The sequence below is a fragment of the Rhodococcus sp. 24CO genome, assembly GCF_050586165.1.
Taxonomy (GTDB): domain Bacteria; phylum Actinomycetota; class Actinomycetes; order Mycobacteriales; family Mycobacteriaceae; genus Rhodococcus_F.
Genome location: NZ_JAZFNF010000002.1, coordinates 121,917 through 141,838, shown reverse-complemented (window position 1 = coordinate 141,838; position 19,922 = coordinate 121,917). Strand labels below are relative to the sequence as shown.

Annotated in this window: 22 protein-coding genes; 9 read left to right on the top strand and 13 right to left on the bottom strand. The window is 60.0% G+C overall.

What is annotated here, in order from left to right:
• Nucleotides 1-44 precede the first annotated feature (44 nt).
• From V2B23_RS04835 to V2B23_RS04825, 3 genes are read right to left on the bottom strand one after another with little or no spacing between them, the layout of a single operon-like run.
• Nucleotides 45-482 carry a hypothetical protein gene (locus tag V2B23_RS04835; protein WP_430949307.1) on the bottom strand — a complete coding sequence of 146 codons (438 nt, stop codon included), beginning with the start codon at nt 480-482 and terminating at the stop codon, nt 45-47.
• Between the two features lie 50 nt (nt 483-532).
• Nucleotides 533-1,567, bottom strand: coding sequence for a Ppx/GppA phosphatase family protein (locus V2B23_RS04830; protein WP_430949306.1), 1,035 nt, complete (start codon nt 1,565-1,567; stop codon nt 533-535).
• Nucleotides 1,568-1,619: 52 nt separating this feature from the next.
• Nucleotides 1,620-2,489, bottom strand: a complete 870-nt coding sequence (locus V2B23_RS04825) for a haloalkane dehalogenase (protein WP_430949305.1) — start codon at nt 2,487-2,489, stop codon at nt 1,620-1,622.
• 64 nt (nt 2,490-2,553) lie between these two features.
• On the opposite strand from V2B23_RS04825, the gene V2B23_RS04820 reads away from it, so the two are divergent.
• Together V2B23_RS04820 and V2B23_RS04815 are read left to right on the top strand one after the other, a co-directional pair.
• Entirely contained in the window at nt 2,554-3,012 is a 459-nt protein-coding gene (locus tag V2B23_RS04820; RefSeq protein ID WP_430949304.1) for a MarR family winged helix-turn-helix transcriptional regulator, read from the top strand.
• Between the two features lie 70 nt (nt 3,013-3,082).
• Complete coding sequence (locus V2B23_RS04815) at nt 3,083-3,526, top strand: hypothetical protein (protein ID WP_430949303.1); 444 nt, start codon at nt 3,083-3,085, stop codon at nt 3,524-3,526.
• A gap of 276 nt (nt 3,527-3,802) precedes the next feature.
• On the opposite strand, the gene V2B23_RS04810 is transcribed toward V2B23_RS04815, so the two are convergent.
• The gene (locus V2B23_RS04810) at nt 3,803-4,840 is read right to left on the bottom strand and encodes a restriction endonuclease (protein ID WP_430949302.1); all 1,038 of its coding nucleotides are present in this window, start codon (nt 4,838-4,840) and stop codon (nt 3,803-3,805) included.
• A gap of 62 nt (nt 4,841-4,902) precedes the next feature.
• Here V2B23_RS04810 and V2B23_RS04805 point away from each other — a divergent pair, with 62 nt between their 5' ends.
• Nucleotides 4,903-5,982, top strand: a complete 1,080-nt coding sequence (locus V2B23_RS04805) for a PD-(D/E)XK nuclease family protein (protein ID WP_430949301.1) — start codon at nt 4,903-4,905, stop codon at nt 5,980-5,982.
• A gap of 33 nt (nt 5,983-6,015) precedes the next feature.
• On the opposite strand, the gene V2B23_RS04800 is transcribed toward V2B23_RS04805, so the two are convergent.
• Nucleotides 6,016-6,609 carry a TetR/AcrR family transcriptional regulator gene (locus V2B23_RS04800; RefSeq protein ID WP_430949300.1) on the bottom strand — a complete coding sequence of 198 codons (594 nt, stop codon included), beginning with the start codon at nt 6,607-6,609 and terminating at the stop codon, nt 6,016-6,018.
• Between the two features lie 220 nt (nt 6,610-6,829).
• On the opposite strand from V2B23_RS04800, the gene V2B23_RS04795 reads away from it, so the two are divergent.
• Nucleotides 6,830-7,090 carry a hypothetical protein gene (locus tag V2B23_RS04795; protein ID WP_430949299.1) on the top strand — a complete coding sequence of 87 codons (261 nt, stop codon included), beginning with the start codon at nt 6,830-6,832 and terminating at the stop codon, nt 7,088-7,090.
• 18 nt (nt 7,091-7,108) lie between these two features.
• Nucleotides 7,109-8,251, top strand: a complete 1,143-nt coding sequence (locus tag V2B23_RS04790) for a Rieske 2Fe-2S domain-containing protein (RefSeq protein WP_430949298.1) — start codon at nt 7,109-7,111, stop codon at nt 8,249-8,251.
• A gap of 54 nt (nt 8,252-8,305) precedes the next feature.
• Here V2B23_RS04790 and V2B23_RS04785 read toward each other — a convergent pair whose 3' ends face one another.
• On the bottom strand, nt 8,306-9,037 hold the full coding sequence (locus tag V2B23_RS04785; protein ID WP_430949297.1) for an IclR family transcriptional regulator: 732 nt from the start codon (nt 9,035-9,037) through the stop codon (nt 8,306-8,308).
• A gap of 210 nt (nt 9,038-9,247) precedes the next feature.
• Between V2B23_RS04785 and V2B23_RS04780 the strand changes: the two genes are divergently transcribed.
• A complete protein-coding gene (locus V2B23_RS04780; protein WP_430949296.1) occupies nt 9,248-10,153 on the top strand; it encodes an IclR family transcriptional regulator in 906 nt (301 codons plus the stop codon).
• 27 nt (nt 10,154-10,180) lie between these two features.
• On the opposite strand, the gene V2B23_RS04775 is transcribed toward V2B23_RS04780, so the two are convergent.
• Nucleotides 10,181-11,098 carry a LysR substrate-binding domain-containing protein gene (locus V2B23_RS04775; protein ID WP_430949295.1) on the bottom strand — a complete coding sequence of 306 codons (918 nt, stop codon included), beginning with the start codon at nt 11,096-11,098 and terminating at the stop codon, nt 10,181-10,183.
• A gap of 121 nt (nt 11,099-11,219) precedes the next feature.
• Here V2B23_RS04775 and pcaH point away from each other — a divergent pair, with 121 nt between their 5' ends.
• The gene (pcaH, locus tag V2B23_RS04770) at nt 11,220-11,948 is read left to right on the top strand and encodes a protocatechuate 3,4-dioxygenase subunit beta (RefSeq protein WP_430949294.1); all 729 of its coding nucleotides are present in this window, start codon (nt 11,220-11,222) and stop codon (nt 11,946-11,948) included.
• Nucleotides 11,945-12,607 carry a protocatechuate 3,4-dioxygenase subunit alpha gene (gene pcaG / locus V2B23_RS04765; protein WP_430949293.1) on the top strand — a complete coding sequence of 221 codons (663 nt, stop codon included), beginning with the start codon at nt 11,945-11,947 and terminating at the stop codon, nt 12,605-12,607. The genes pcaH and pcaG overlap by 4 nt, the downstream gene beginning before the upstream one ends.
• A gap of 82 nt (nt 12,608-12,689) precedes the next feature.
• Here pcaG and idi read toward each other — a convergent pair whose 3' ends face one another.
• The 6 genes from idi to V2B23_RS04735 form a co-directional block, all read right to left on the bottom strand.
• Nucleotides 12,690-13,292, bottom strand: a complete 603-nt coding sequence (gene idi, locus V2B23_RS04760) for an isopentenyl-diphosphate Delta-isomerase (RefSeq protein WP_430949292.1) — start codon at nt 13,290-13,292, stop codon at nt 12,690-12,692.
• 25 nt (nt 13,293-13,317) lie between these two features.
• On the bottom strand, nt 13,318-14,346 hold the full coding sequence (locus tag V2B23_RS04755; protein WP_430949291.1) for a phytoene/squalene synthase family protein: 1,029 nt from the start codon (nt 14,344-14,346) through the stop codon (nt 13,318-13,320).
• Entirely contained in the window at nt 14,339-15,958 is a 1,620-nt protein-coding gene (crtI, locus tag V2B23_RS04750; protein ID WP_430949290.1) for a phytoene desaturase family protein, read from the bottom strand. The genes V2B23_RS04755 and crtI overlap by 8 nt, the downstream gene beginning before the upstream one ends.
• A gap of 49 nt (nt 15,959-16,007) precedes the next feature.
• On the bottom strand, nt 16,008-17,258 hold the full coding sequence (locus V2B23_RS04745; RefSeq protein WP_430949289.1) for a glycosyltransferase: 1,251 nt from the start codon (nt 17,256-17,258) through the stop codon (nt 16,008-16,010).
• Nucleotides 17,213-18,115, bottom strand: coding sequence for a carotenoid biosynthesis protein (locus tag V2B23_RS04740; RefSeq protein WP_430949288.1), 903 nt, complete (start codon nt 18,113-18,115; stop codon nt 17,213-17,215). Before V2B23_RS04740 ends, V2B23_RS04745 begins: the two co-directional genes overlap by 46 nt.
• 425 nt (nt 18,116-18,540) lie before the next feature.
• Nucleotides 18,541-19,137, bottom strand: a complete 597-nt coding sequence (locus V2B23_RS04735; protein WP_430949287.1) for a TetR/AcrR family transcriptional regulator — start codon at nt 19,135-19,137, stop codon at nt 18,541-18,543.
• Nucleotides 19,138-19,208: 71 nt separating this feature from the next.
• Between V2B23_RS04735 and V2B23_RS04730 the strand changes: the two genes are divergently transcribed.
• Nucleotides 19,209-19,895: an SDR family oxidoreductase gene (locus tag V2B23_RS04730; RefSeq protein WP_430949286.1), complete on the top strand. Its 687-nt coding sequence runs from the start codon at nt 19,209-19,211 to the stop codon at nt 19,893-19,895.
• Nucleotides 19,896-19,922: the final 27 nt, after the last annotated feature.

The following is a 19,922-nucleotide window of genomic DNA, read 5'->3' as shown; positions in this document are numbered from 1 at the left end:
CGGCGGACTCCTGACCTCGAACCCGGAGGAGGCGCCGCACCAGTTCATCCCGGGCAGGCAGGCGTGACCATGTCGTAAATCTGTTCCGCTTGATCCTGAGTTGGTTCGTTGCCGTTGTGTGCAGCGAGAGTTCGGATTTCATCCGTAACCTGCTGCTCGTCAACTCCGTTCGCGATGCCTTCGCAGGATTGAAGAACGATGAGTTCGATGCTGCTGTCGTCGCGATCTTGCGCCAACTCCGAGTACCCGGCGCGGAAGGCTACGACAAACGATGCAAGTTTCGCCTGATCGATCATTCCCAGATCGGTGGGGGAGGTTTCCGGCTCACTCTCCTCCGTCATACCTCCGGTGGGCGGAGTCGTCATTTGTTCGGTTCCGTTATCCATTCCGTCACTTGTGGATTGGTCCGTGTCGTCACTACCGCACGCGACAGCGGAGGCGAGCGCACCCGCAACCGCGATCGATGCAATGGTCTTGTTCATCTCTTTCGTCTCCTCGATTCGTGAGTGAAGGGATTGGGATGATCATCCGATCAGCGCGGGCGGTCGCGCGACGATTCAGCGACCGGCAATGACGTGACTACCGCCTTGTCCACGTGCACCTTCGGAGACAACACTTGGAGCGGAAGATCATTCTGTGGATCGGGGACGGCGGAGAGATGCTGAAGGATGACGCCTTCGCGTAGGGCCCACGGACTCACATCGATCGAATCGACATCTAGGGCGTACAAAGTTTCGTCGGCCACGATTGCGCCTGCAAGAATCTGATGAGCGCGCGATCGCGCCACGCCTTGCAGTTTGGCGCGACGATCGGTCGTCATGGTCGCCATCCGTGCAACCAAACCGTGAAGATCCTTGCGCGACAATGTTCGTCGCACAAACGGCCCCTTTCGCTGTGGCGGCGCTCCGGCTAATCGCGCCAATTGCTTGAAGGTCTTCGACGTACCGACAACTCGCTGCGGTTTCCCTTCCCACAGAAGACGATCCGCCGTCTCGCGGAGCGAGGACCGAACGTACCGGCGCAGTTCTTTGACTTGCTTACTCGGCGGTGGATCTGTATCGAAGAAGGTGCGAGTCAGCCGTCCAGCGCCGAGCGGGAGCGAGACCGCCAACTCCGGAGCGGCATCGCGCCCCAGCGTGATCTCCATTGTCGTACCGCCGATATCGATGTCCAGCAACCTGCCGGCGCACCAGCCATACCAGCGGTGCACGGCAAAATACGTCAAACGCGCCTCCTGCAAGCCGGTCAGGAATTGTGGGCGTAATCCACACTCCGCGGCCACACGATCGAGAACTTCCTCCCTGTTCGCCGCATCACGGATCGCTGCAGTGACAAAGAGATAGATCTGATCGACCTCGTAGTGCCGCGCAGCCTCGAGCGACTGCGTCACCGCGTCGCATACCCGCTCTATTCCGTTGCCGTCCAGACACTGGCTGGCATCGATCGACTCAGCCAAACCTGTTGCGGCTTTCAGTGCGTGCAGCGGCAGTGGCGGCGCCCCTGCAGTCGCTTCCACGATCTGAAGCTGGGCCGAATTCGAGCCGACATCGAGAACACCAAGCCGCATACGTTAGCGAGTACCCCGAGCACGAGAGCCAAACATCGAAACCCGTTTCCCCTCAGCAATCGAGCCGGTGGCGCCTAGTCCACTCCACGATTGCGGAGGCAATGGCATCGGGCTGATCCTCGGGTGCGAGGTGGCCGGCGGGGCCACATTCCATGACGTCGAGGTGAGCGATATTCGATCGGCTCCATTCGATCTCGTCGTGGCCGACCATGAGTAGTTCGGACGGGCCGTTGAATGTCATCAGCAGTTTCGGTACATCGCTGCTTACGGCCAGCCACTCGCCGTACGACGCCACGCGCGTGTGCACGTCCGCCGGGGTGCCTTCGATGGGGAATGCACGCGGCCAGGCCAACAGTGGCCGACGACTCTCCGGCGTGGGGTACGGCGCACGATATGAGGCCGCATCGCCGTCCGAGAGTCCGTTGAGCACGGTCTTGTCGAGGGCAACCTCGAGAAAGAAGTTCTGTTCGAGCACCTTTGCCTCGCCTATCCCGGGAGTTCGCAATGCCTCGACCCGCGCCCTGGCGTCACCCGGAAAGTGTTCGGCCCACGTCATCGGACGGAGGATCGTCTCGAGGAAGGCAACTCCGCGGACACGATCGGGATGCCTCGCAGCCCAGTCGAATGCAAGTGCCCCACCCCAGTCGTGTCCGACGAGCACAACATCGTCGAGCTCCAAGGCGGCGAACCAGGCGTCGAGGTAGCGCGCAGTGTCAACGAAGCCGTAGTCGATCGCGGGTTTACCGGACTCCCCCATCCCGATGAGGTCGGGAGCGAGAGCGCGGCCGAGCGTGCCGACCGTCGGCAGAATGTTCCGCCACAGGTACGACGACGTGGGATTACCGTGCAGCAGCACGAACGGCGGACCCTCACCCGATTCCCGATGAGCCATGGTCGAACCGAGCACTGGGGTGATGGGCATGACGTCTCCTCAAAATAGTTTCCATGTACTCCATTTTTGAATAGTAGCCATGTACTCTATTTACATGCAAGACCGCGAATCATGGACAACAGGATCACTCGTCTGGCACCTCAGCCTGCGCTGGCGCGCGGGAATCGACCGGGCGCTCACCCCTATTGGCCTCACACACGCTCAATACTCGGTACTAGCTCCCCTTCACGGCCTTGTCCTCGCGGGCGAAAGACCCAGCCAACGCGAACTCGCCGAACAGACTGGACTGCAACCGATTTACATCTCGAAACTCGTACGCGCACTGGAAAGAGGCGGCTTCGTCTCGAGCGAACGCGATACCCGCGACGCGCGCGCTGTTCGACTCGATATCACCAAAGAGGGTCACCGAACTGCGTTGCAGGCCAAAGAGATCGTTCGCCAGCTGGACCACGAGAACACACGCACCCTCGGCGGTGAGGGCAGCCGCGAAATCGTAGAACTCCATCGTGCCCTCGTCGCACTTCTCGACGCGACCGATGCGGCTGATGAATAGACCGTTCATCGATCATCGTGCGAAGCCCAATTGCCTCCACCGGAGGGCAAAAACGGACATACTGAACCGCATGAACATTCGATCTGCAGTTCTCTACGCCGCCGTCGGCAAGGCCAGTGGGTTTCGCAGCGCAGTCGGCATCACCACGTTCCTGTTGCTCAGGTTCCGTGACACGCGGTACGAACGACTCTCGATCGGTGGATCCGTCGTTGCAATCGGTGGCGAGTTCGTCATGGACAAACTCCCGACGACGCCATCTCGGCTCGCGCCTCCGTCCTTGACTGCGCGAGCCGCAGCCGGGGGTGCCGCGGCCTACGCGATAGCTCGGTCGCAGAGTGAACCCGTCGCTCCGGCCATCGCAATCGGCGCAGCCTCAGCGGTGGCAGCTTCCTATGCGGGCCACGCCTACCGCGCGTGGGCGTCGAAGCGCGTTCCGGCGCTGGCAGCAGCCCTCGTCGAGGATGCAGTCGCCCTCGGAATCGGAGCGACCGTGCTGAGCCAGGTAGCCGAGTAAGCCAATCCCCCGCCGCTGTCGATTGGTCGTTGCTGCCTACCGGAAACGTCGTTGCGGATAAGAACTCCGCGCTCATTGACGCCATCCAATCCAGTTGCAGTGCCCAGATTTTCATCGGTCATCGCCTCGATAACTGTCATCGGATCAGCGTCGTGCATGTACGTCACGAAAAGACCGTTCTCGACCGATGGTCAATCGCGGATCCCCATTCAAAATCGCTGTAAGTCTTCATCTTCGAAACTGAATCATTCCGAAATTCGGGTGGATATGAATTGTTCAATCGAGTCCGATTTCTCGGTCAACGACAAACAGTTTCCGCAGCGGTAGTCTGCTACGCCAATGGGCGGGCAGTAAATCGTAGTGATCGAGAATCCATTCCACGATCTCGCTGCGACCGATCAACCGCAGGTCGCCACGAGTTCGATCCAGCGCCTGCGCGTCGGCGCTGTACGAACCCAGCGACACGAACAAACCCACCTCCCCTGTGGACAAGGTGCCGATGAGTTGCTGCACTTCGGGCCGCCCCATGGTTCTATCGGTGTGTTTGCACTGCACCTTGATCAGAGGTGGTTCCAACCCCAGAGGATCACGGTGCGCGACAATATCGACTCCCCCGTCTCGTGAGTACGGGAGAACACGAGTGCGGTACCCCATCGCGGCCAACAGATCAGCGACGAATTCTTCGAAACCTCGGTGGCTGACGTCGATTTTCAACATGTTGATGATGAAGTCAGCGGTCGACTCCATAAGCCGTGACGGGTTCGGTTCTTCGATTGCGTTGTCGACCGCAACATCCATGTCGTCAGCAGTCGCCTCGGTTTCGACGACCGCAGCAACTGCATCCGCCCTACCGGTCTCAAGATATGTCCGAAATTCCCCTTCGTGGCGTTTAACCCGAAATAGAGTTACTGCCGAGCCGATTTCGTACAGCGCCGACGTGGTGAACTCCGACCGTGGAATCCCGATACGCTGCCACTGCACAGGTCGACGGTGGCGGTGCGTAGGCGCATCGGAAGCGAAATAGTAATCACCACCAATGACGCCGATGTTGATCGTCGAATCGTCCTTGTGGGGCGCAATAACGATGTCGCCGACTTCCATGTCGAAAGCGAATCGCACCAGTACCCCGGCCTGCACCGGATACGACCCCGCTTTCCCTGCGGGATATTGCTCCGAAAGTAAGGTCTTGATGGTGCCGCGATTGTCTCCGATCTGCTTCAGATTCCCGACCCTGTCCCAACCGATACTGATAAATTTCCCGGCAATCAGATCAACGCTGGGCTCATCGTTGTGGATACCCCACATTGCACTCATGACGGACACGGTATCGGTTGCCAACAGACAGGAATAGGCCGGATATGACTACACACGCATCAATGTTCCTTCAACGTCTCCTTCGTTCAGAGGTAAATGTCGGTGCATTCATCGGATATTTAGTGGAGCGCGACGCGACGCCACTACAGAATGCGCTCGGACTCGATGAAAACATCGTCAGCGTCCGCGTAGAAGTTCCCCATGGGAAAGGCCGCATGGATGTCGTGCTGTACGGTGCCGCGAGTCCTATCGCGATTCTCGAATTGAAGGTTTCGGCAACCGAGCACGGCGATCAGCTCGACAGATACGCGGAATTCGCACATACACATGACGCCCGTAAGTTTCTGGTGGACTTGGAGACCGACGGTTCAACCGTGCCACAAGGGTGGACCCACATCGGACTCGCCGACCTATTCGACTGCTGGTCTGCATCGACGAACTCAACAGCTCGCGGCCTGGCCATCGAGGCATCAACTGTCTTCGCGACATGGAAGTCGCAACTGAACGGCCGGTTCGGCCAAATGGATTCAGCGATCGTGACCGTCGCGTTGCGAGCAGTTTCCCACGAGTTGGCTGCACGCACGCCGTACGACATGTACACACGTTCAACCTCTGGCGGACAGCCATCCATCACTGCGTACCTACCGCATCCGTCAGGGACCGACGACGCGTACTTCTGCATCGATATCCGTTGCAACGACAAGAGCAATCCGCACCTCCCGTGGATCGCCCGTCTCGGCGTGCACGTCGACTGTGGCGATGACCTCGCTGCGGCGAGACGAACCGCTCACCTATTGGCTATGCCCCTGGCTCCAGTCCTTTCTGTTCCGAAAATTCAGTCGGCATGCACAAACTCTGGAATAGGCACGTTGGCAACAATATTGACTTCCAAGAAACCGCTGAGAAAGCCCAGATCACAAGACTCCAGTATCGAAAAATGGTTGGCAGCCGTCGATAGCTCAGGAGACGGTAAAATCCCGGCACACCCGATCTTCTTCCACGACTGGGGTCGCCGCCTCGCTGCCCAATACTCACTCGACCTCACTGATGTGACGCGCAACGAACTTGGCGAGCTGATCGAAATTCTCATGAATCATCTCATCGAATCTACCTGCAGTACAAATAGTCTCGACGAATCTTAGTGTGGTAGCTCATCCGTCGCAGTGCTCAGAGCCTCACGACTGCGCGTTCGGGGTGCGCAACAGTCCCCCGAGGATCACCTTGACCACTTCGTGGGCGAGCCAGTCCACAGATTTGTCCTCGGTCGGCGTGTGCCACTCGCTCGACGACCAGATGGCATACCGAAGCATGTGATCGACGACGTCGAGATCGACGTCGTCGCGAAAAATACCCTGAGCAACGCCGGCCACAAGGGCGTTCGACCACTCCCTCTCGAATTGGCCGAACAGCTCCCCGATGTTGCCTTGTTCGAGAATTGTTGCGTGGATGTAGTCGCCCTCACGACGCCAGATGGTCGTTGCGTGCCGGTACTTGTGCGAACAGCGCAGAGCAATCCCGGAGAGCGCCTCAATGCGTTCCGTCGGCTCCACGGCAGTGACTGCGTGCACCTTGTCCACAAGATCCTCGAGATAGACCCTGACGATCTCTGCGACAATCGCGTCTTTGGAAGGGAAGTAATGGTAGAGCGCACCGGAGCGCACTCCCACGGCGTCGCCGATCTCCCGGATCGTGGTGGCGGCTATCCCTTTGGTTGCGAATATCTCGCCGGCGCGATCGAGAATTTGCTGTCGTCGCTCCTGCGGTTCCATTTTTTCTGTTCTCCTGATGCTGCTTCGCGTATTCGACTGTCGAATACGCGCGCTCACCGAAACGAGCGAATGCCCCCTACAGTATCGACCTGTGCTCGCCGAGTGGTCCGCTACTCGATTCTGGCGCCTCGTCCGGTGAGTTTTCAGCTCAACGGAATTGGCCTGTCTCCTGACGATCATTTCTTCTACGTTCGAGGAAGAACGATAGGAAGGAAGTGCCATGGCGCCTGTCGACTGCGCAACGTGCGGCCAGCGTGTCCTCGTCGAGAAGTACAGCTCGATCCATACCGGCATCCAATGGCCGGCTGGCGAGAAGGTGCGTTGCCCTTATCGCGACGTCGAGGTCAACACCCTGCAACCCGGATCACTCGTGCAGTCGTGCAGCGGGCTGACCGATGCTGTCCAGGCTGCAGTCGAGAATGGCGAGCTTCGCGAATCTCTTCGTCCTGAGGGCCTTTCGCACGTATCGCTTCATCGCTGAATACACACTGGAGGATTCATGACTGAAATCATCACCGAACCCGAGGTGCGGGTCATCGAAGCGGGAAAGAACCCGACTCGGTTTGCGCGAGGCTGGCACTGCCTCGGCCTCGCCGAGACATTTCGTGACGGAAAGCCGCACCAGATCAAGGCTTTCGGCACAGACTTGGTGGTGTTCGCAGACTCCCAGAACGAGTTGCACATCCTCGACGCATATTGCCGACACATGGGCGGCAACCTCGCGATGGGGCAGATCAAGGGCGACTCCATCGCCTGCCCGTTCCATGATTGGCGATGGGGCGGGAACGGGCGCTGCACCGGCATCCCGTACGCGCGGCGCGTACCTCCACTTGCACGCACACGATCGTGGAATGTACTCGAACGCAACGGAATGCTCTTTACGTGGCATGACCCGGAGGGCAATAATCCGCCGGAGGACGTGACGATTCCGGAGATCGAAGGATGGGGCACCGAACGGTGGAGCGAGTGGTCGTGGCGCACATTCCATGTGGAAGGCTCGCACTGCCGCGAGATCGTCGACAACGTTGTCGACATGGCTCACTTCTTCTACGTTCACTTCCAAATGCCGGGCTATTTCAAGAATGTGTTCGAAGGCCAGGTCGCTGCGCAGTACATGCACTCGGTGGGCCGAGACGACATCAAAACCGGTGTACAGATGGACCTTCCAGACGCGGAGACAGTGTCGGAAGCTGCCTACTACGGTCCGTCTTTCATGCTCGATACGGTGTGGACAATTTCCGGTGACACCACAGTGGAGGCAAAGGTCATCAACTGCCACTACCCTGTCACCGACAATTCGTTTGTCCTGCAGTACGGCACCTGTGTCGAACGCACACCCGGCAACTCGGACGAGCAGGCCGAAGCGACCGCTCAGATGTTCACCGAGGGGCTCGAGACACAGTTCCTTCAGGATATCGAAATCTGGAAACACAAGAGCCGCATCGAGAATCCGCTCCTCACCGAAGAAGACGGGCCCGTCTACCAACTGCGTCGCTGGTACCAGCAGTTCTATGTAGACGTCGAGGACGTCACAGACGAAATGACCGCACGTTACGAGTACGAGGTGGACACCACTCGCGCTCTGGAGAACTGGTCCACCGAAGTGCAGGAGAACCTCGCTCGCGTCTCCGCAGATACGTAAGATTCCCTCGAGATCAAAGTTGCCGCGCCCTGCCTCCCGCAGAGCGCGGCAACGTCAGATTCCGGACAGTCGATTTCGGATTGTTGCCACCGCGAGGCGGACAGGGACTGCGGCAGCCATCGGGTCGAACGTGCCGGTAGGACCGGTCACTGAGATCGCGCCAATCGGACTGCGGCCCTTAATGATAGCGGCACCGACACACGAAACGCCGAGAACTGTCTCGTTCCGGTCGTGGGCAATTCCGCGGTTCCGAATGTCGGCGTACTCCCTTCGCAGTCGAACTGGGTCTACGATCGTGTTCGGCGTGGAGCGCGGCGGGGTCAGCGCCGCGGTCGGATCAAGCTCTGCCATCAGGGTTTTGCCTATCGCCGTCGATGCTGCGGGAAGGCGCCCACCGGCGCGGGTGGGCAGTTGGACGGCGAACGAGCCACCAACTTTGTCGAGGTAGAGGACGTCAGCTCCAACGGGGACTGCGAGGTGAACCACGAGACCCGTAGTCGCGTGGAGCTGATAGAGGATGGGCTGCGCCACGCTGTGCAGCCGATCATGATGCAACGCAAGCGAACCGAGTTCGAATATCTTTCGGCCCAACCGATACGTGCGCCCCTCGCGCTGAAGCCATGTCAGACGTACGAGTTGTCCGAGCATGCGGTGGGTCGACGACGCGGGCAGCCCCGTCCGTCTCGACAAGTCCGACAACGTCAGTCGCTCGTCCTCATCGAAAGCGTCGAGCAATATCGAGGCGCGATCGAGCACCGCTACCGGGGAATCTTCATCACAGGGCATGGGGCATCTCCGTGGGTCGGCAGCGTACGGCGGGCACCCTGCGTGAATGACCCCTTCGGCTTTAAGGGCCATATGCAGGTTGTTTGATCGCTTGATCAATGTACAATCGGACTATAACAGTGAAAGTGACAGGGGTCACCACTTGGTGGATGCGCCAGATGCCCACGGCATCACGGCGATACGTGGGACCCCGTGATCGGAAAGGCATCCATGACCGTCGTCGACATGAACGACAGGAAATCCTCTGTTCCACCGACCGGTGCTCGGTCCACCCCGGACCTACCGCCGTCGATGGTCGAGCGGATGACCCTCATTCTCGACGCCTTCGACGGTCGGGCAACCCACCTCAGTCTCGAAGAAACCGCGCGCCGCGCCCGGTTGCCCCGATCGACGGTTCACCGCATCCTCGAACAGCTCGTCAAGCTCGACTGGGTCGCTCACGCGCCGATTGGTTACCGCCTCGGTCGACGCGCACTCGGATTGGACGGGGGCGTCGGCGACCACGGCCAGCTGCGTGCTGCCGCAGCACCGCTTCTGCATGAACTTCACCTGAAAACCGGAATGGTGGTGCATCTGTCTGTACTCGACAACTGCGAAAGTGTCTACCTCGACAAGATCGGTGGGCGCTCCGCTACGGCACTACCATCACGCGTCGGCGGTCGCGCCCTTGCACATTCGACGGCCGGCGGCAAAGCAATGCTGGCATGCATCCCCCCTGAGCAGGTAGACACCCTGTTCGGTGCGACGCTCCCGCGCTGCACCGACAGCACCATCACTGACATCGCAGTTCTGCATCAAGAGCTGAGCCGAATTCGGCAGCGTCGAGGGTTGGCCTTCGAGTGCGGTGAATCGACGCCCGGTGTCGCGTGCGTCGCGTCGGCAATTCGCGGCCACGAAGGTCCGATCGGCAGCATCTCGCTGTGCGGCAATATGCGAACCGCTCAGCTCGAGCGGGTAGCGCCATTGGTTCTCGACGCAACTCGTGAGGTGTCGCGCTCCCTGTACCCCGAACTGGCCGCTCCACGCCGTGGCCGCAAACCTCCACCGGTTTCCCCGAGCACTTTCTCCGCAGCAACGATGGACCGCCTCATGGCGTCGTCCGAGCACTGGATCTGAAGCCTTCGGATTTGTGCTTGGAAGATTTCACACAGCAGCCAACCGCCTGAGAATCCCAGCCAAAGTTTCGACACCCGCAGCAGGCTCACTCGTCCGCCGGAACAGTCCGACAGGCTCAGCTGTACCTGGAGTTGACTGCGGTAAGCGCACAAGCGTTCCGTCGTCGAGGTCGGTCTGCGGCACGCGCTCGGGTGTGAACCACACCGAATCACTGCGGCGGGCAAGTGTACGCGCAACCGATACATCAAGTGTTTCAACACAACCGCTCGGCAGAGTGAGCCCGTGTCGGCGCAGAAACACGTCGGTGTGTCGGCGCGGAACCGTCCCCGTTGTCGCCACCACCAATGGATATTCGAGTACCCGTGGCATCGGCACCGGTTCCATAAACGCCGTCAAAGGATGTTCGGGACGAACGACAAGTGCCAGCGATTCGCTGTAGAGCAGCTCGAAGTCAATTCCCTGCAGGACATCGGGATCCGTCATTCTGCCCACCACCAAATCGAGGTCGCCCGCGCGAATCCCTTCCAGAAGTGCGTCGTTGACTCCAGTGACAACATGTACCCCCAACTCCGGATACGTTTCGTGCAGCTGTGAAATCGCCTTCGGTAGTAGCACACTCGCGACCGTGGGAAGCGCACCTACGCGGACCGGCGCACTGGGTACGCCGGGGGCGACCAACGCCCGTGCCGCCGACGCCATGGCGTCGACGGCCGAAGATGCGTGGCCCAGAAAGTACTCGCCCGCCGGGGTCAGACGGGCACCATGACGGCCCCTCTCCACGAGACGCATCCCGGCCAGTTGCTCGAGTTCGTTGAGCGTCTTGGTGACCGCCGGTTGCGTCAGGTGGAGTCGCTGTGCCGCGCGACCGAGATTGCGCTCCTGCGCAACGGCAACAAAACAGGTCAGGTGCCGAAGCTGAATTCGGTTACTCGCTACGCCGACCATGCGCTCAGACCACACAGCAGTTCCATAAACAGAGGTTATGGAACTAGCGAGAAATCGTCAATTTACATGATTGAGTATCGAAAATATGGTGGGCGAACATCCCTTCGACAGGAGCACCACCGTGACAATCGGCGAATTTGTTGAGCGCGACGTCAGACTGCACCCTCCCGCACTGACGCCGGGTTACAAGACGAGCATCCTGCGCTCGCCACGTCAGGCTTTGCTATCTCCCCGCAACACCCTGTCCGAAATCACCGGGCCCGTGTTCAACGGAAAAGACTTGGGGGAGAAAGACAACGACCTGATCCTCAACTTCGCCAAAGCTGGCTTACCGATCGGCGAAAGGCTGATCGTGCACGGGTATGTACGTGACGAATTCGGAAACCCGGTCTCCGGTGCACTCGTGGAGGTGTGGCAGGCCAACGCGGGTGGGCGCTATCGACACAAGAATGACCAGTATCTCGCGCCGATCGATCCGAATTTCGGCGGTTGCGGTCGGATGCTCACCGATCGCAATGGTTACTACGTATTCCGCACCATAAAACCTGGACCGTACCCGTGGGCCAACAGCGCCAACGCCTGGCGTCCTGCACATATCCATATGTCTCTGAGCGCAGACGGTTGGGCGCAGCGGCTGATCACTCAACTCTATTTCGAAGGCGACCCCTTGATCGAGCGCTGCCCGATTGCCGCAACCATTCCGTCGATCGATCAGGTACGCAGCCTCATTGCGCATGAGGATCCGTCGAATGACGTACCGTTCGACGCTCGAACCTACCGCTTCGATGTCACTCTCCGCGGACGACGAGCCACCTTCTTCGAGAACACGATTCCGGGAGCATCACGATGAATGTCGCCCATCAGTTTGCCGCACAATCTCTTACAACACGATTTCCCGAAACCCCGTCACAGACCGGCGGCCCGTACGTCCACATCGGACTTGCACCGCAACAGGCCGGCTTCGAGATCTTCGAGAAGAACTTCGACAACAACCTTGTCTCCAATGACACAGCCGGAGAACGGATCACGATCGAGGGCCGCGTCATCGACGGCAGCGGATCGCCGGTTCGCGACGCATTGCTCGAAATCTGGCAAGCCAACGCGGCCGGCAAGTACGCCCATCACCTCGACCCGCAAGACAAAAGCGTTGATCCGAACTTTGTCGGATGGGGCCGTACGGGCGCAGCTTTCGAATCCGGAATCTTCGAGTTCCAGACGATCAAACCCGGACCGGTCGAGCACGATGGCGACCGTGTCCAAGCCCCCCACATCTGCTTCGTCATCTTCGCCCGAGGAGTCAACATCGGACTGCATACCCGCCTGTACTTCGACGACGAACCCGAACTCAACGCAGCAGATCCGATCCTCTCGGGGATCGAACTCCACACCCGCCGAAGCACTCTGATAGCCAATCGCCGCAGCGAAAACGGAAAGACCCTCTACACCTTCGACATACGACTACAAGACACGCCGGACGGTGGAGCAGAGACAGTATTCTTCGATATTTGACATCGCCCGGGCTCAGGCGAGACCGAGCGTTGATGTTGCGATGCGAACCAGTTCGGTGGCACACCGCAGCTCGCTACGTCCCCTACTGCGGTAGACGCCGGTCCTGATTTTCCCGCGCAGCGGGCGGCAATGCCGTTGCGGGCGCGGTGGGCCACCGGACCGGATCTAGGCCAAGCTGCCGAAGCTGTTGCACCTGTTCATGGCACCACGGCGAAACGTCGCGGTCGCCAACAAGAACAGCGTCCGAAAACTCCTGCCAGTCAACCCATTCTGCGCTTTCCACTTCTGCCGGATCGGGAACCGGTTGTGGGCCGTCGTAGATCACCCGGAAGACGGGGCAGATCTCGTTTTCGACGATGCCGGTGTCCATCACTGCGAGGTAACGGAAGAACGGGAGCGCAAGGCTGACATTATCGACGTCCATTCCGAGTTCTTGGTTCAGCCGACGCCGAACGGCATCTTCGAGCGATTCGTTCGGAGCCGGATGTCCGCAGCAACTGTTGGTCCAGACACCTGGCCACGTTGTCTTGTCCAGTGCACGCCGGGTAATCAGGAGGTTGCCGCTTCGATCGAAGACGTACGCCGAGAATGCAAGGTGCAGTGGAGTTGTGGTGGTGTGGACGCTCGCTTTCGGTTCGATCCCGATGGATCGACCTGCGTCGTCGAGCAATACGACGTATTCCATGTAAAGGTCCGTTCTCTTCGTTCGATCAGGGCGCCGGCGTCAGCCGCGTGCGGAGGCTGATCCATCCGGTTTCTGCCAGTCGTGGCGCTGCGATCGACATACGGCGCCGCTGGGAAACGCGTGCCCGCTTGTGAAGTACGCGGTATCCGCTGTCTTCCACCGCGCGCAAGATGTCGCCGTACAGGACAAACGCCGTACGCATCGCTGGGCGTACCAACGGGTCGAGCATGTCGATCCCCGGCTCAGCAGTGCGGTACACGGCGCGGGTGTGTGCGATCAGATGTGCCAGAGCGCGCTCGAGTCGGGCATCGCTGCGGCCGGTGACACGACAGTTCTGTAATAGGTCTTCGTCGACACCAAAAGCATTCAGTTCCTCGGTCGGCAGATAGATCCGATCACGATCGAGATCCTCTCCCATATCCCGGATGAAGTTGGTCAGCTGAAAAGCTTCACCCAGTGCGACCGCCGGTCCGGCGGCACTGTCGCGATCTGCTGCGGTGCCCAGGATCGGGAGCATTTGCAGCCCGATGACAGCGGCCGATCCGTACATGTACTCGGACAGTTCATCCATCGTGCGATACCGCGAGCGGAACATCTTGGTTCCTGGTATGTCCATTCGCATCGAGTGCAGGAAGGCGTAATAGTACTCGTGCGAAATGCTGTATCTCGCAGTGGTATCCACGAGCGCCTTGAGGACCAGGTCGGATCTACTCTCCCCCAGCGGCTGCCCGTCGAGCGCATCTCGGATGCGAGACTCGAACAGGTCGAGCTTTGCGCTTGCCCTCCGATCGGCATCGGTGGGCGAAGTGCCCGTCGAATCGACTGTGGCAGAGGAAAGCGCTGGTACATAACCGGATTCACTGTCGCCGGAATCCACGTCGACGATGTCATCGACCATCCGCGCAAACCCGTAGAGAGCATGCACGCCCGCGCGCTTGTCAGCCGGCAGCAACCGCGTCGCGAGGAAGTATGTTTTGCCGTGCTGCTCGTTCAGGTCGCGGCATAGTCGATACGCGTCGTGCAGGCTCGGGTCGATCTTGGCGAGTTCACGCATGACCGACACCGACTTCTACACCGAGAGCAGCGGACGATTGCGCGTTGTTCGATCCTGTTATCCGCTCTGCGGCAAGCTTTCCCGAAATGAGAACCGTCGGCACCCCGACACCGGGGGTGGTCCCTGAACCGGCGAGGACGACGTTACCGAGACCAGGAACCAGATTCTTGCGGCGGAATGGCCCGGTCTGACGGAATACATGTGCCGACGAGAAGGGACTGCCGTCGAGCATTCCCTTGTCCAGCCAAGTTTGTGGGGTGTCGAGGTGGTCGACGGACATCGACGAGGTCAGGTTGAGATATCCACGTTGTTCCAGTACTCCTTGGATTTCACGCATGTACGGAACCCCCAGACGATCCCAATCGAGGGGCGCGCTGGCAAGATTCGGGCAAGGAGCCAAGATCGAGATGGGCTCACTTTTTACTCCGTCACGAACGATATTCAACGATGGGTCCGTCACAGCCGGTCGGGTGATCAAGAGAGAGGGATCATCCATCAACTGCCCGCGGCCACGACGCGCGGTGATCCGAGCAAAGGTCTCAGACCACTGTTCGCCGAAGTCGATGGTGTGATGAGACCTTGACGGCCACGACTGCGTCACATCCACCGGAACAGTGCCGTGAAAGACGACAGCGGATGGCGATACGACGGAATATCCGCGTCGCCGACCCGTAGACGGCGCACCTGCTTGGTCGAGCAACCGATCGACTACCGGTAAGTCCGGAGTCAACACGAGGGCATCACACGAATAGCTCCGACCGTCCGACGTCAAAACCTCTGTGACGCGCTTATTCTCGATGTTCACTGCGGATACTTCGGCGTCGGTGTGAAGTACTCCCCCGTTTCGCGTCAACGCGTCGGCCATCACCTCGGCGATCTTGGACATGCCGCCCGCCGGAAAGTAGACCCCGAGCGAGGTGTCCATGTGCGCGATGGCGCCGTACACGCCCAACGCTTTAGCGGGGGCCATTCCCGCGTACAGTGCCTGGAATGTGAAGATTCGTCGCAGTCGTTCGTCTTTCACAAAGGATCCGACCCGCGGCCCGAGTCGACCGAAACCACCCAGCCGTGCCAGAGTTGCAGTGTCGCGCAGCGCCGATGGAGACGACACCAGATCGAGTGGTGAATCGAAATTCGAGTCGATGTACCGACCGAACTCGGTGTCGAAGATCGACGCCAGCCACCGTCGAAGCTTGCGGTATCCGTCGGACTCGCCTGGACCGCATGCCCTTTCGACCTCTGCCGACATCGCAAGCGGATCCGAATACACGTCGATGGAACTGCCGTCGGCGTAACGCGTGTGATAGCTAGGTGAGAGCTTCGTCAAAGTGAGTGCAGGAGTGACGGAATCAAAAGACTCGCCCACTGCGGCCAACGCGTCGGCGATCAAATTCGGCATGGTGAGAACACTGGCGCCATTGTCGATGTCGTACAGGAAACTACCCGCGTCATCGACCACCGGATAGGTACCGACACGCCCACCGATCGCGGCCTCACGCTCGAGGACAGTGACACGCTTGCCCGCCCCGGTGAGATGGAGCGCAGCGGAGAGGCCGGCGAGACCGGCGCCGACAACAACAACCGAATCGACCTGCCCGCTCACTGATCTCATGATCGATGACCTGTCACAGGCGCTGCATTCGAGACCGACATCAGGTTTCTCATTTCTTCATCGTGCTAGCGAGGGTGGCCACGTCTGCGGTCGGGGCGTTCAACGGGCGACTCTTCCATGACAGCTCGTTTCGCGCGAAGCGTCGACGCGAATCGAGCACAAGAGTCGCAAAAAGTGTGGCCGAAATGGGGTGGGCGCAGGCCCGCGCCAGATCTGCGAAATCAACTGTGCCTGCAGATTCCGATCGCGCAGAGCACAGCCGAGCAGTGACGGCAGCAAGATAGCCGGCAGTTCCCAAGCGTCGTGTGCTGCCCGTTCCCAGAACAGCGGCAGCGGGCGGAAGGAGATACACGATGCCTACGCCTGCAAGAGCAACGGCGGTGCCCGCTCTTCCTCCGAACGAGGACCACAACCACCGGGTGTAACCCTCCCGGAGTTGGGGCCAGCTGCGGTACATCCGGCAACTGACAAAACCTGCCCCCGAGACCAGGATCGTATGTTTGCCGTTGCTGCGAAGAGCTCGAGCTATGTCCAGATCCTCGGTGGCGCTGGACGCCACCGACTCGTGTCCACCGATTTCACGGTAGGCGTCGGCATCGAACATCAGGAATTGACCACACGCCACCGAAAGCGATTGCCGCAGCGACCTGTTCGCCAAGGGTACCGAGAGGGTCGACATCCACGAAAAGGCCAGCAACGGCTGGACAAGATGCTCGACAACGCTGCCCGACTTCTGCTCGGGCCACGGGCAGACCAATGCCGCATCGCGCTCGCGGAGCGCAGAAACCGACGCCGCGACCGCACCGGGCGTCAGCCTGACGTCGGCATCGACAAAAACGATTACGTCCGGTTGATCGTCGAGACCGATATCGGCCAGGGTCCGACACGCTGCGGCCTTTCCCGTCCAACCAGGGCTTGGCGGAACACACGTGGATATGACGGTGATGCGCGGATCGCCGTCGGCGGCGCGGCGGGCGGCAGCCAGTGTGCCGTCAGTCGAGCCGTCATCGAGGACTATCACCCGAAACTCGCCCGCATATGTTTGCGCCCGCAGATCCGCGATGAGCAGGGGCACGGTGGATTCCTCGTCGCGGGCGGGAATGCACACAACGACGCGATCGTGTGGCTTGCCTGCATCCGTCTGTCGCAAGCGTGGCATGAACAGCGCATTCCCGATAGACATCGCCGCAGAGATTCCGGCCAGCGCCGTACCCGCCGCCGTGAGGCGGTGCAAGATTCGTGAACCCGTAGCGGTCATGCCGTCACCGAGTCCTCTCGGGGCTTCCAGGTCCACATCCACGCCAGAGGAATCCCCACGATCCCCATCGCACAAAAGCCGTAGATCGCCGAGTACTTCATTTCGTCCCCGTCGAGCAGCGCAGCGTGGGCAAGTGCCGAGCCGAGCCACGTCCACATGAACAACACCACTGGCGCGGCATCCGAAACCTGCGGCCCGTACTTCCTACGGGTATCGAAACGCTTTCCGACATACTCGATCACAACTGCCATTATCAGGGCTGTGGCGAACCAGCCCAGATAGTTCGTGAACGGAATCGACGGTATGCCGGGAAGACCCGAATTTCCGGACGTCCACGTCCACTGGCCGTCCGTCACCATCTGAGTGTCCAGATAGAGATCCCACCCGACCATCCCGGCAGCCGTAATCACGATTCGCTGGCGAGACTGCCACTTCGGTGACGCGCGGGTTCGCTCGAGTACATAACCCACCGCGCACCAAATCGGATAGAACCCGGCCGTCCACGCAAGTGGAACCACTGCCGGGACCCCCAGGATGTCCGGCCCCAACCGATCAGTGGCGTAGAAGTAACTACCGAAAGGAAAACCTGTTGCCGTGCCGATCATTTCGGCAACAAGACCCAACCCCGCGGTGGCCGCGAACAGCACCAAGGTCCACGCCGGCCCACGGGCAATCACCGCATGCACAATCGATGCAGCAGCCAGTAGGGCAACTACCGCAACGGTGACCGCGTCCCGTGAGTCTCCACTCACCAAGGGATAGATGATCTGGGCGATCAATGCGCACGCGACGAGCCCCCACACGAGAGCGATCCATCGACCTGAGTTTTCGGAGAAACCGTTTCCGGTGGATGTTCGCCTGGCCGTCTCGGCAGCCGGCGAAGGCGTCGGCGCATCCATCACAGTCTTTCGTCGTCGGAAGCGCGCGGTTCCTGTGGTGATTCTTCCGCCATATCGTGTGGCGACCTGGGTTGACGGCTCGCATCCAGGAACATTTGGAGAAAGCCGACACCCGGATTGCTTGGGCGCGGATTCTCGTCTCCGTGAGTACCAGAAGAAGAAATAGACATGTCGGTCACATTCCTGTGATTGTCGGCCAGAACTTCACGAGAGCTCAACGAACGGACTGTGGATTGACGGAAAACCAGCTTCTACCAGTGCATGCATGACACTCTGCCCTTCCTGTCAACACCGTCTCGACATAGTTGAGCACGGAGACGGTAAACACCGTCTGCGTGGCATTCGTAGCCGGATCAAACAAGGATGGGAGTTCTCGAGAAAAAGTTTCCGGGCACGCGGCTGACACGCCGTCGTCTTGCCGCGAATCACCCGTTGGCGGGTTTCAGCGCAGCGCGCGCCGCGCTGAGAATCTCATCCGAGACGGTCGATCCCTTGGTTGCTCGCGAGAGGAGGATCGCGCCGACCATGGTGCACAATCGGGCAATCCCATCCTGATCGTCATCGGCGAGCCCTTCGGCAAAATCACGGACGCCTCGGGTGTAGACCCGACGAGCCTCGGCATCTTCGGGTTCACGCGCCATATCGACGGCAAGAGCGGCGGCGGGGCATCCGTCAGCCGGGTTATCGCGATGTTCGACAGAGAGATAGGTGTCCATCAAGGACTGCTGAGCGGAATCGCGTCCGTCCACATGCTGTTCGAAGTCGGACTTGTAGGTCTTCGACAGTTCGGCAAACGCAAGAGCCGTGGCCTCGTCGATCAGCGCATCTTTCGAGGCAAATTGCTTGTAGAAGCCACCATGGGTCAGCCCGGACGCTTTCATCAGGTCGGCGACGCTGAGCTGGGTGCCCTGCTCTCGGAACAGGCGGGCGGCGGTTTTCACGACACGTCGACGGTTCTCTTCCGCTTGCTGTTGCGATACGCGGCCCATCAACCACACTCCCGTTTGGATTTCATTTGACATCTATCTTAGCGTGAATTTAGATTACATACGTAATCTAAATTACCGTCCACACCTCACCCCTGGGAGACATCATGGATCTGAACAATGCAGTTGCCGTCGTCACCGGCGCTAATCGGGGACTCGGACGGCACCTGGCCGCGGGGCTCGTCGAGCGGGGAGCGAAGGTCTACGCAGCTGCCCGAAATCCGGAAACGGTCGATCTGCCCGGCGTCATCCCGTTGCAGTTGGACCTGACCGACGAGGAGTCGATCAGGGCGGCAGCCCGCACCGCGTCGGATGCAACCCTGCTCGTGAACAACGCCGGAATCTCCACCTCCGCTCCGCTGATCGGCGGCGATATGGACGAAGTGCGCCGCGAGATGGACGTGAACTTCTACGGTCCGCTCGCCGTGACGCGAGCCTTCGCGCCCGTCATCGAAAACAACAGCGGGGGAACAGTACTCAACGTTCTTTCCGTACTGTCCTGGCTTCACCCCGCCGCGCTCGGATCCTATGCCGCAGCCAAGGCGGCGGCGTGGGCAATGACGGACGCTGCGCGAGAGGAACTGGCGCCGCGCGGAATCACCGTCTCGGCACTGCACGTCGCATACATGGACACCGACATGGCGGCAGGTGTACCCGCCGAGCAGAAGATCGACCCCGCCGATGTCGCCGCACAAGCCTTGGACGGCATCGAGAAAGACCTGCTCGAGATCCTCGCAGACGACACCACTCGGTACATCAAGCAAAATCTTGCGATTGCACCGAATTCAAACTAGCCACGACGCGCTATTTTGCAGCAACGC

Coding starts and splice junctions, on each gene's coding strand:
- V2B23_RS04835 (WP_430949307.1), bottom strand. CDS start 482: ATGAACAAGACCATTGCATCGATCGCGGTTGCGGGTGCGCTCGCCTCC.
- V2B23_RS04830 (WP_430949306.1), bottom strand. CDS start 1,567: ATGCGGCTTGGTGTTCTCGATGTCGGCTCGAATTCGGCCCAGCTTCAG.
- V2B23_RS04825 (WP_430949305.1), bottom strand. CDS start 2,489: ATGCCCATCACCCCAGTGCTCGGTTCGACCATGGCTCATCGGGAATCG.
- V2B23_RS04820 (WP_430949304.1), top strand. CDS start 2,554: ATGCAAGACCGCGAATCATGGACAACAGGATCACTCGTCTGGCACCTC.
- V2B23_RS04815 (WP_430949303.1), top strand. CDS start 3,083: ATGAACATTCGATCTGCAGTTCTCTACGCCGCCGTCGGCAAGGCCAGT.
- V2B23_RS04810 (WP_430949302.1), bottom strand. CDS start 4,840: ATGAGTGCAATGTGGGGTATCCACAACGATGAGCCCAGCGTTGATCTG.
- V2B23_RS04805 (WP_430949301.1), top strand. CDS start 4,903: ATGTTCCTTCAACGTCTCCTTCGTTCAGAGGTAAATGTCGGTGCATTC.
- V2B23_RS04800 (WP_430949300.1), bottom strand. CDS start 6,609: ATGGAACCGCAGGAGCGACGACAGCAAATTCTCGATCGCGCCGGCGAG.
- V2B23_RS04795 (WP_430949299.1), top strand. CDS start 6,830: ATGGCGCCTGTCGACTGCGCAACGTGCGGCCAGCGTGTCCTCGTCGAG.
- V2B23_RS04790 (WP_430949298.1), top strand. CDS start 7,109: ATGACTGAAATCATCACCGAACCCGAGGTGCGGGTCATCGAAGCGGGA.
- V2B23_RS04785 (WP_430949297.1), bottom strand. CDS start 9,037: ATGCCCTGTGATGAAGATTCCCCGGTAGCGGTGCTCGATCGCGCCTCG.
- V2B23_RS04780 (WP_430949296.1), top strand. CDS start 9,248: ATGACCGTCGTCGACATGAACGACAGGAAATCCTCTGTTCCACCGACC.
- V2B23_RS04775 (WP_430949295.1), bottom strand. CDS start 11,098: ATGGTCGGCGTAGCGAGTAACCGAATTCAGCTTCGGCACCTGACCTGT.
- pcaG (WP_430949293.1), top strand. CDS start 11,945: ATGAATGTCGCCCATCAGTTTGCCGCACAATCTCTTACAACACGATTT.
- idi (WP_430949292.1), bottom strand. CDS start 13,292: ATGGAATACGTCGTATTGCTCGACGACGCAGGTCGATCCATCGGGATC.
- V2B23_RS04755 (WP_430949291.1), bottom strand. CDS start 14,346: ATGCGTGAACTCGCCAAGATCGACCCGAGCCTGCACGACGCGTATCGA.
- crtI (WP_430949290.1), bottom strand. CDS start 15,958: ATGAGATCAGTGAGCGGGCAGGTCGATTCGGTTGTTGTTGTCGGCGCC.
- V2B23_RS04740 (WP_430949288.1), bottom strand. CDS start 18,115: ATGGATGCGCCGACGCCTTCGCCGGCTGCCGAGACGGCCAGGCGAACA.
- V2B23_RS04735 (WP_430949287.1), bottom strand. CDS start 19,137: ATGTCAAATGAAATCCAAACGGGAGTGTGGTTGATGGGCCGCGTATCG.
- V2B23_RS04730 (WP_430949286.1), top strand. CDS start 19,209: ATGGATCTGAACAATGCAGTTGCCGTCGTCACCGGCGCTAATCGGGGA.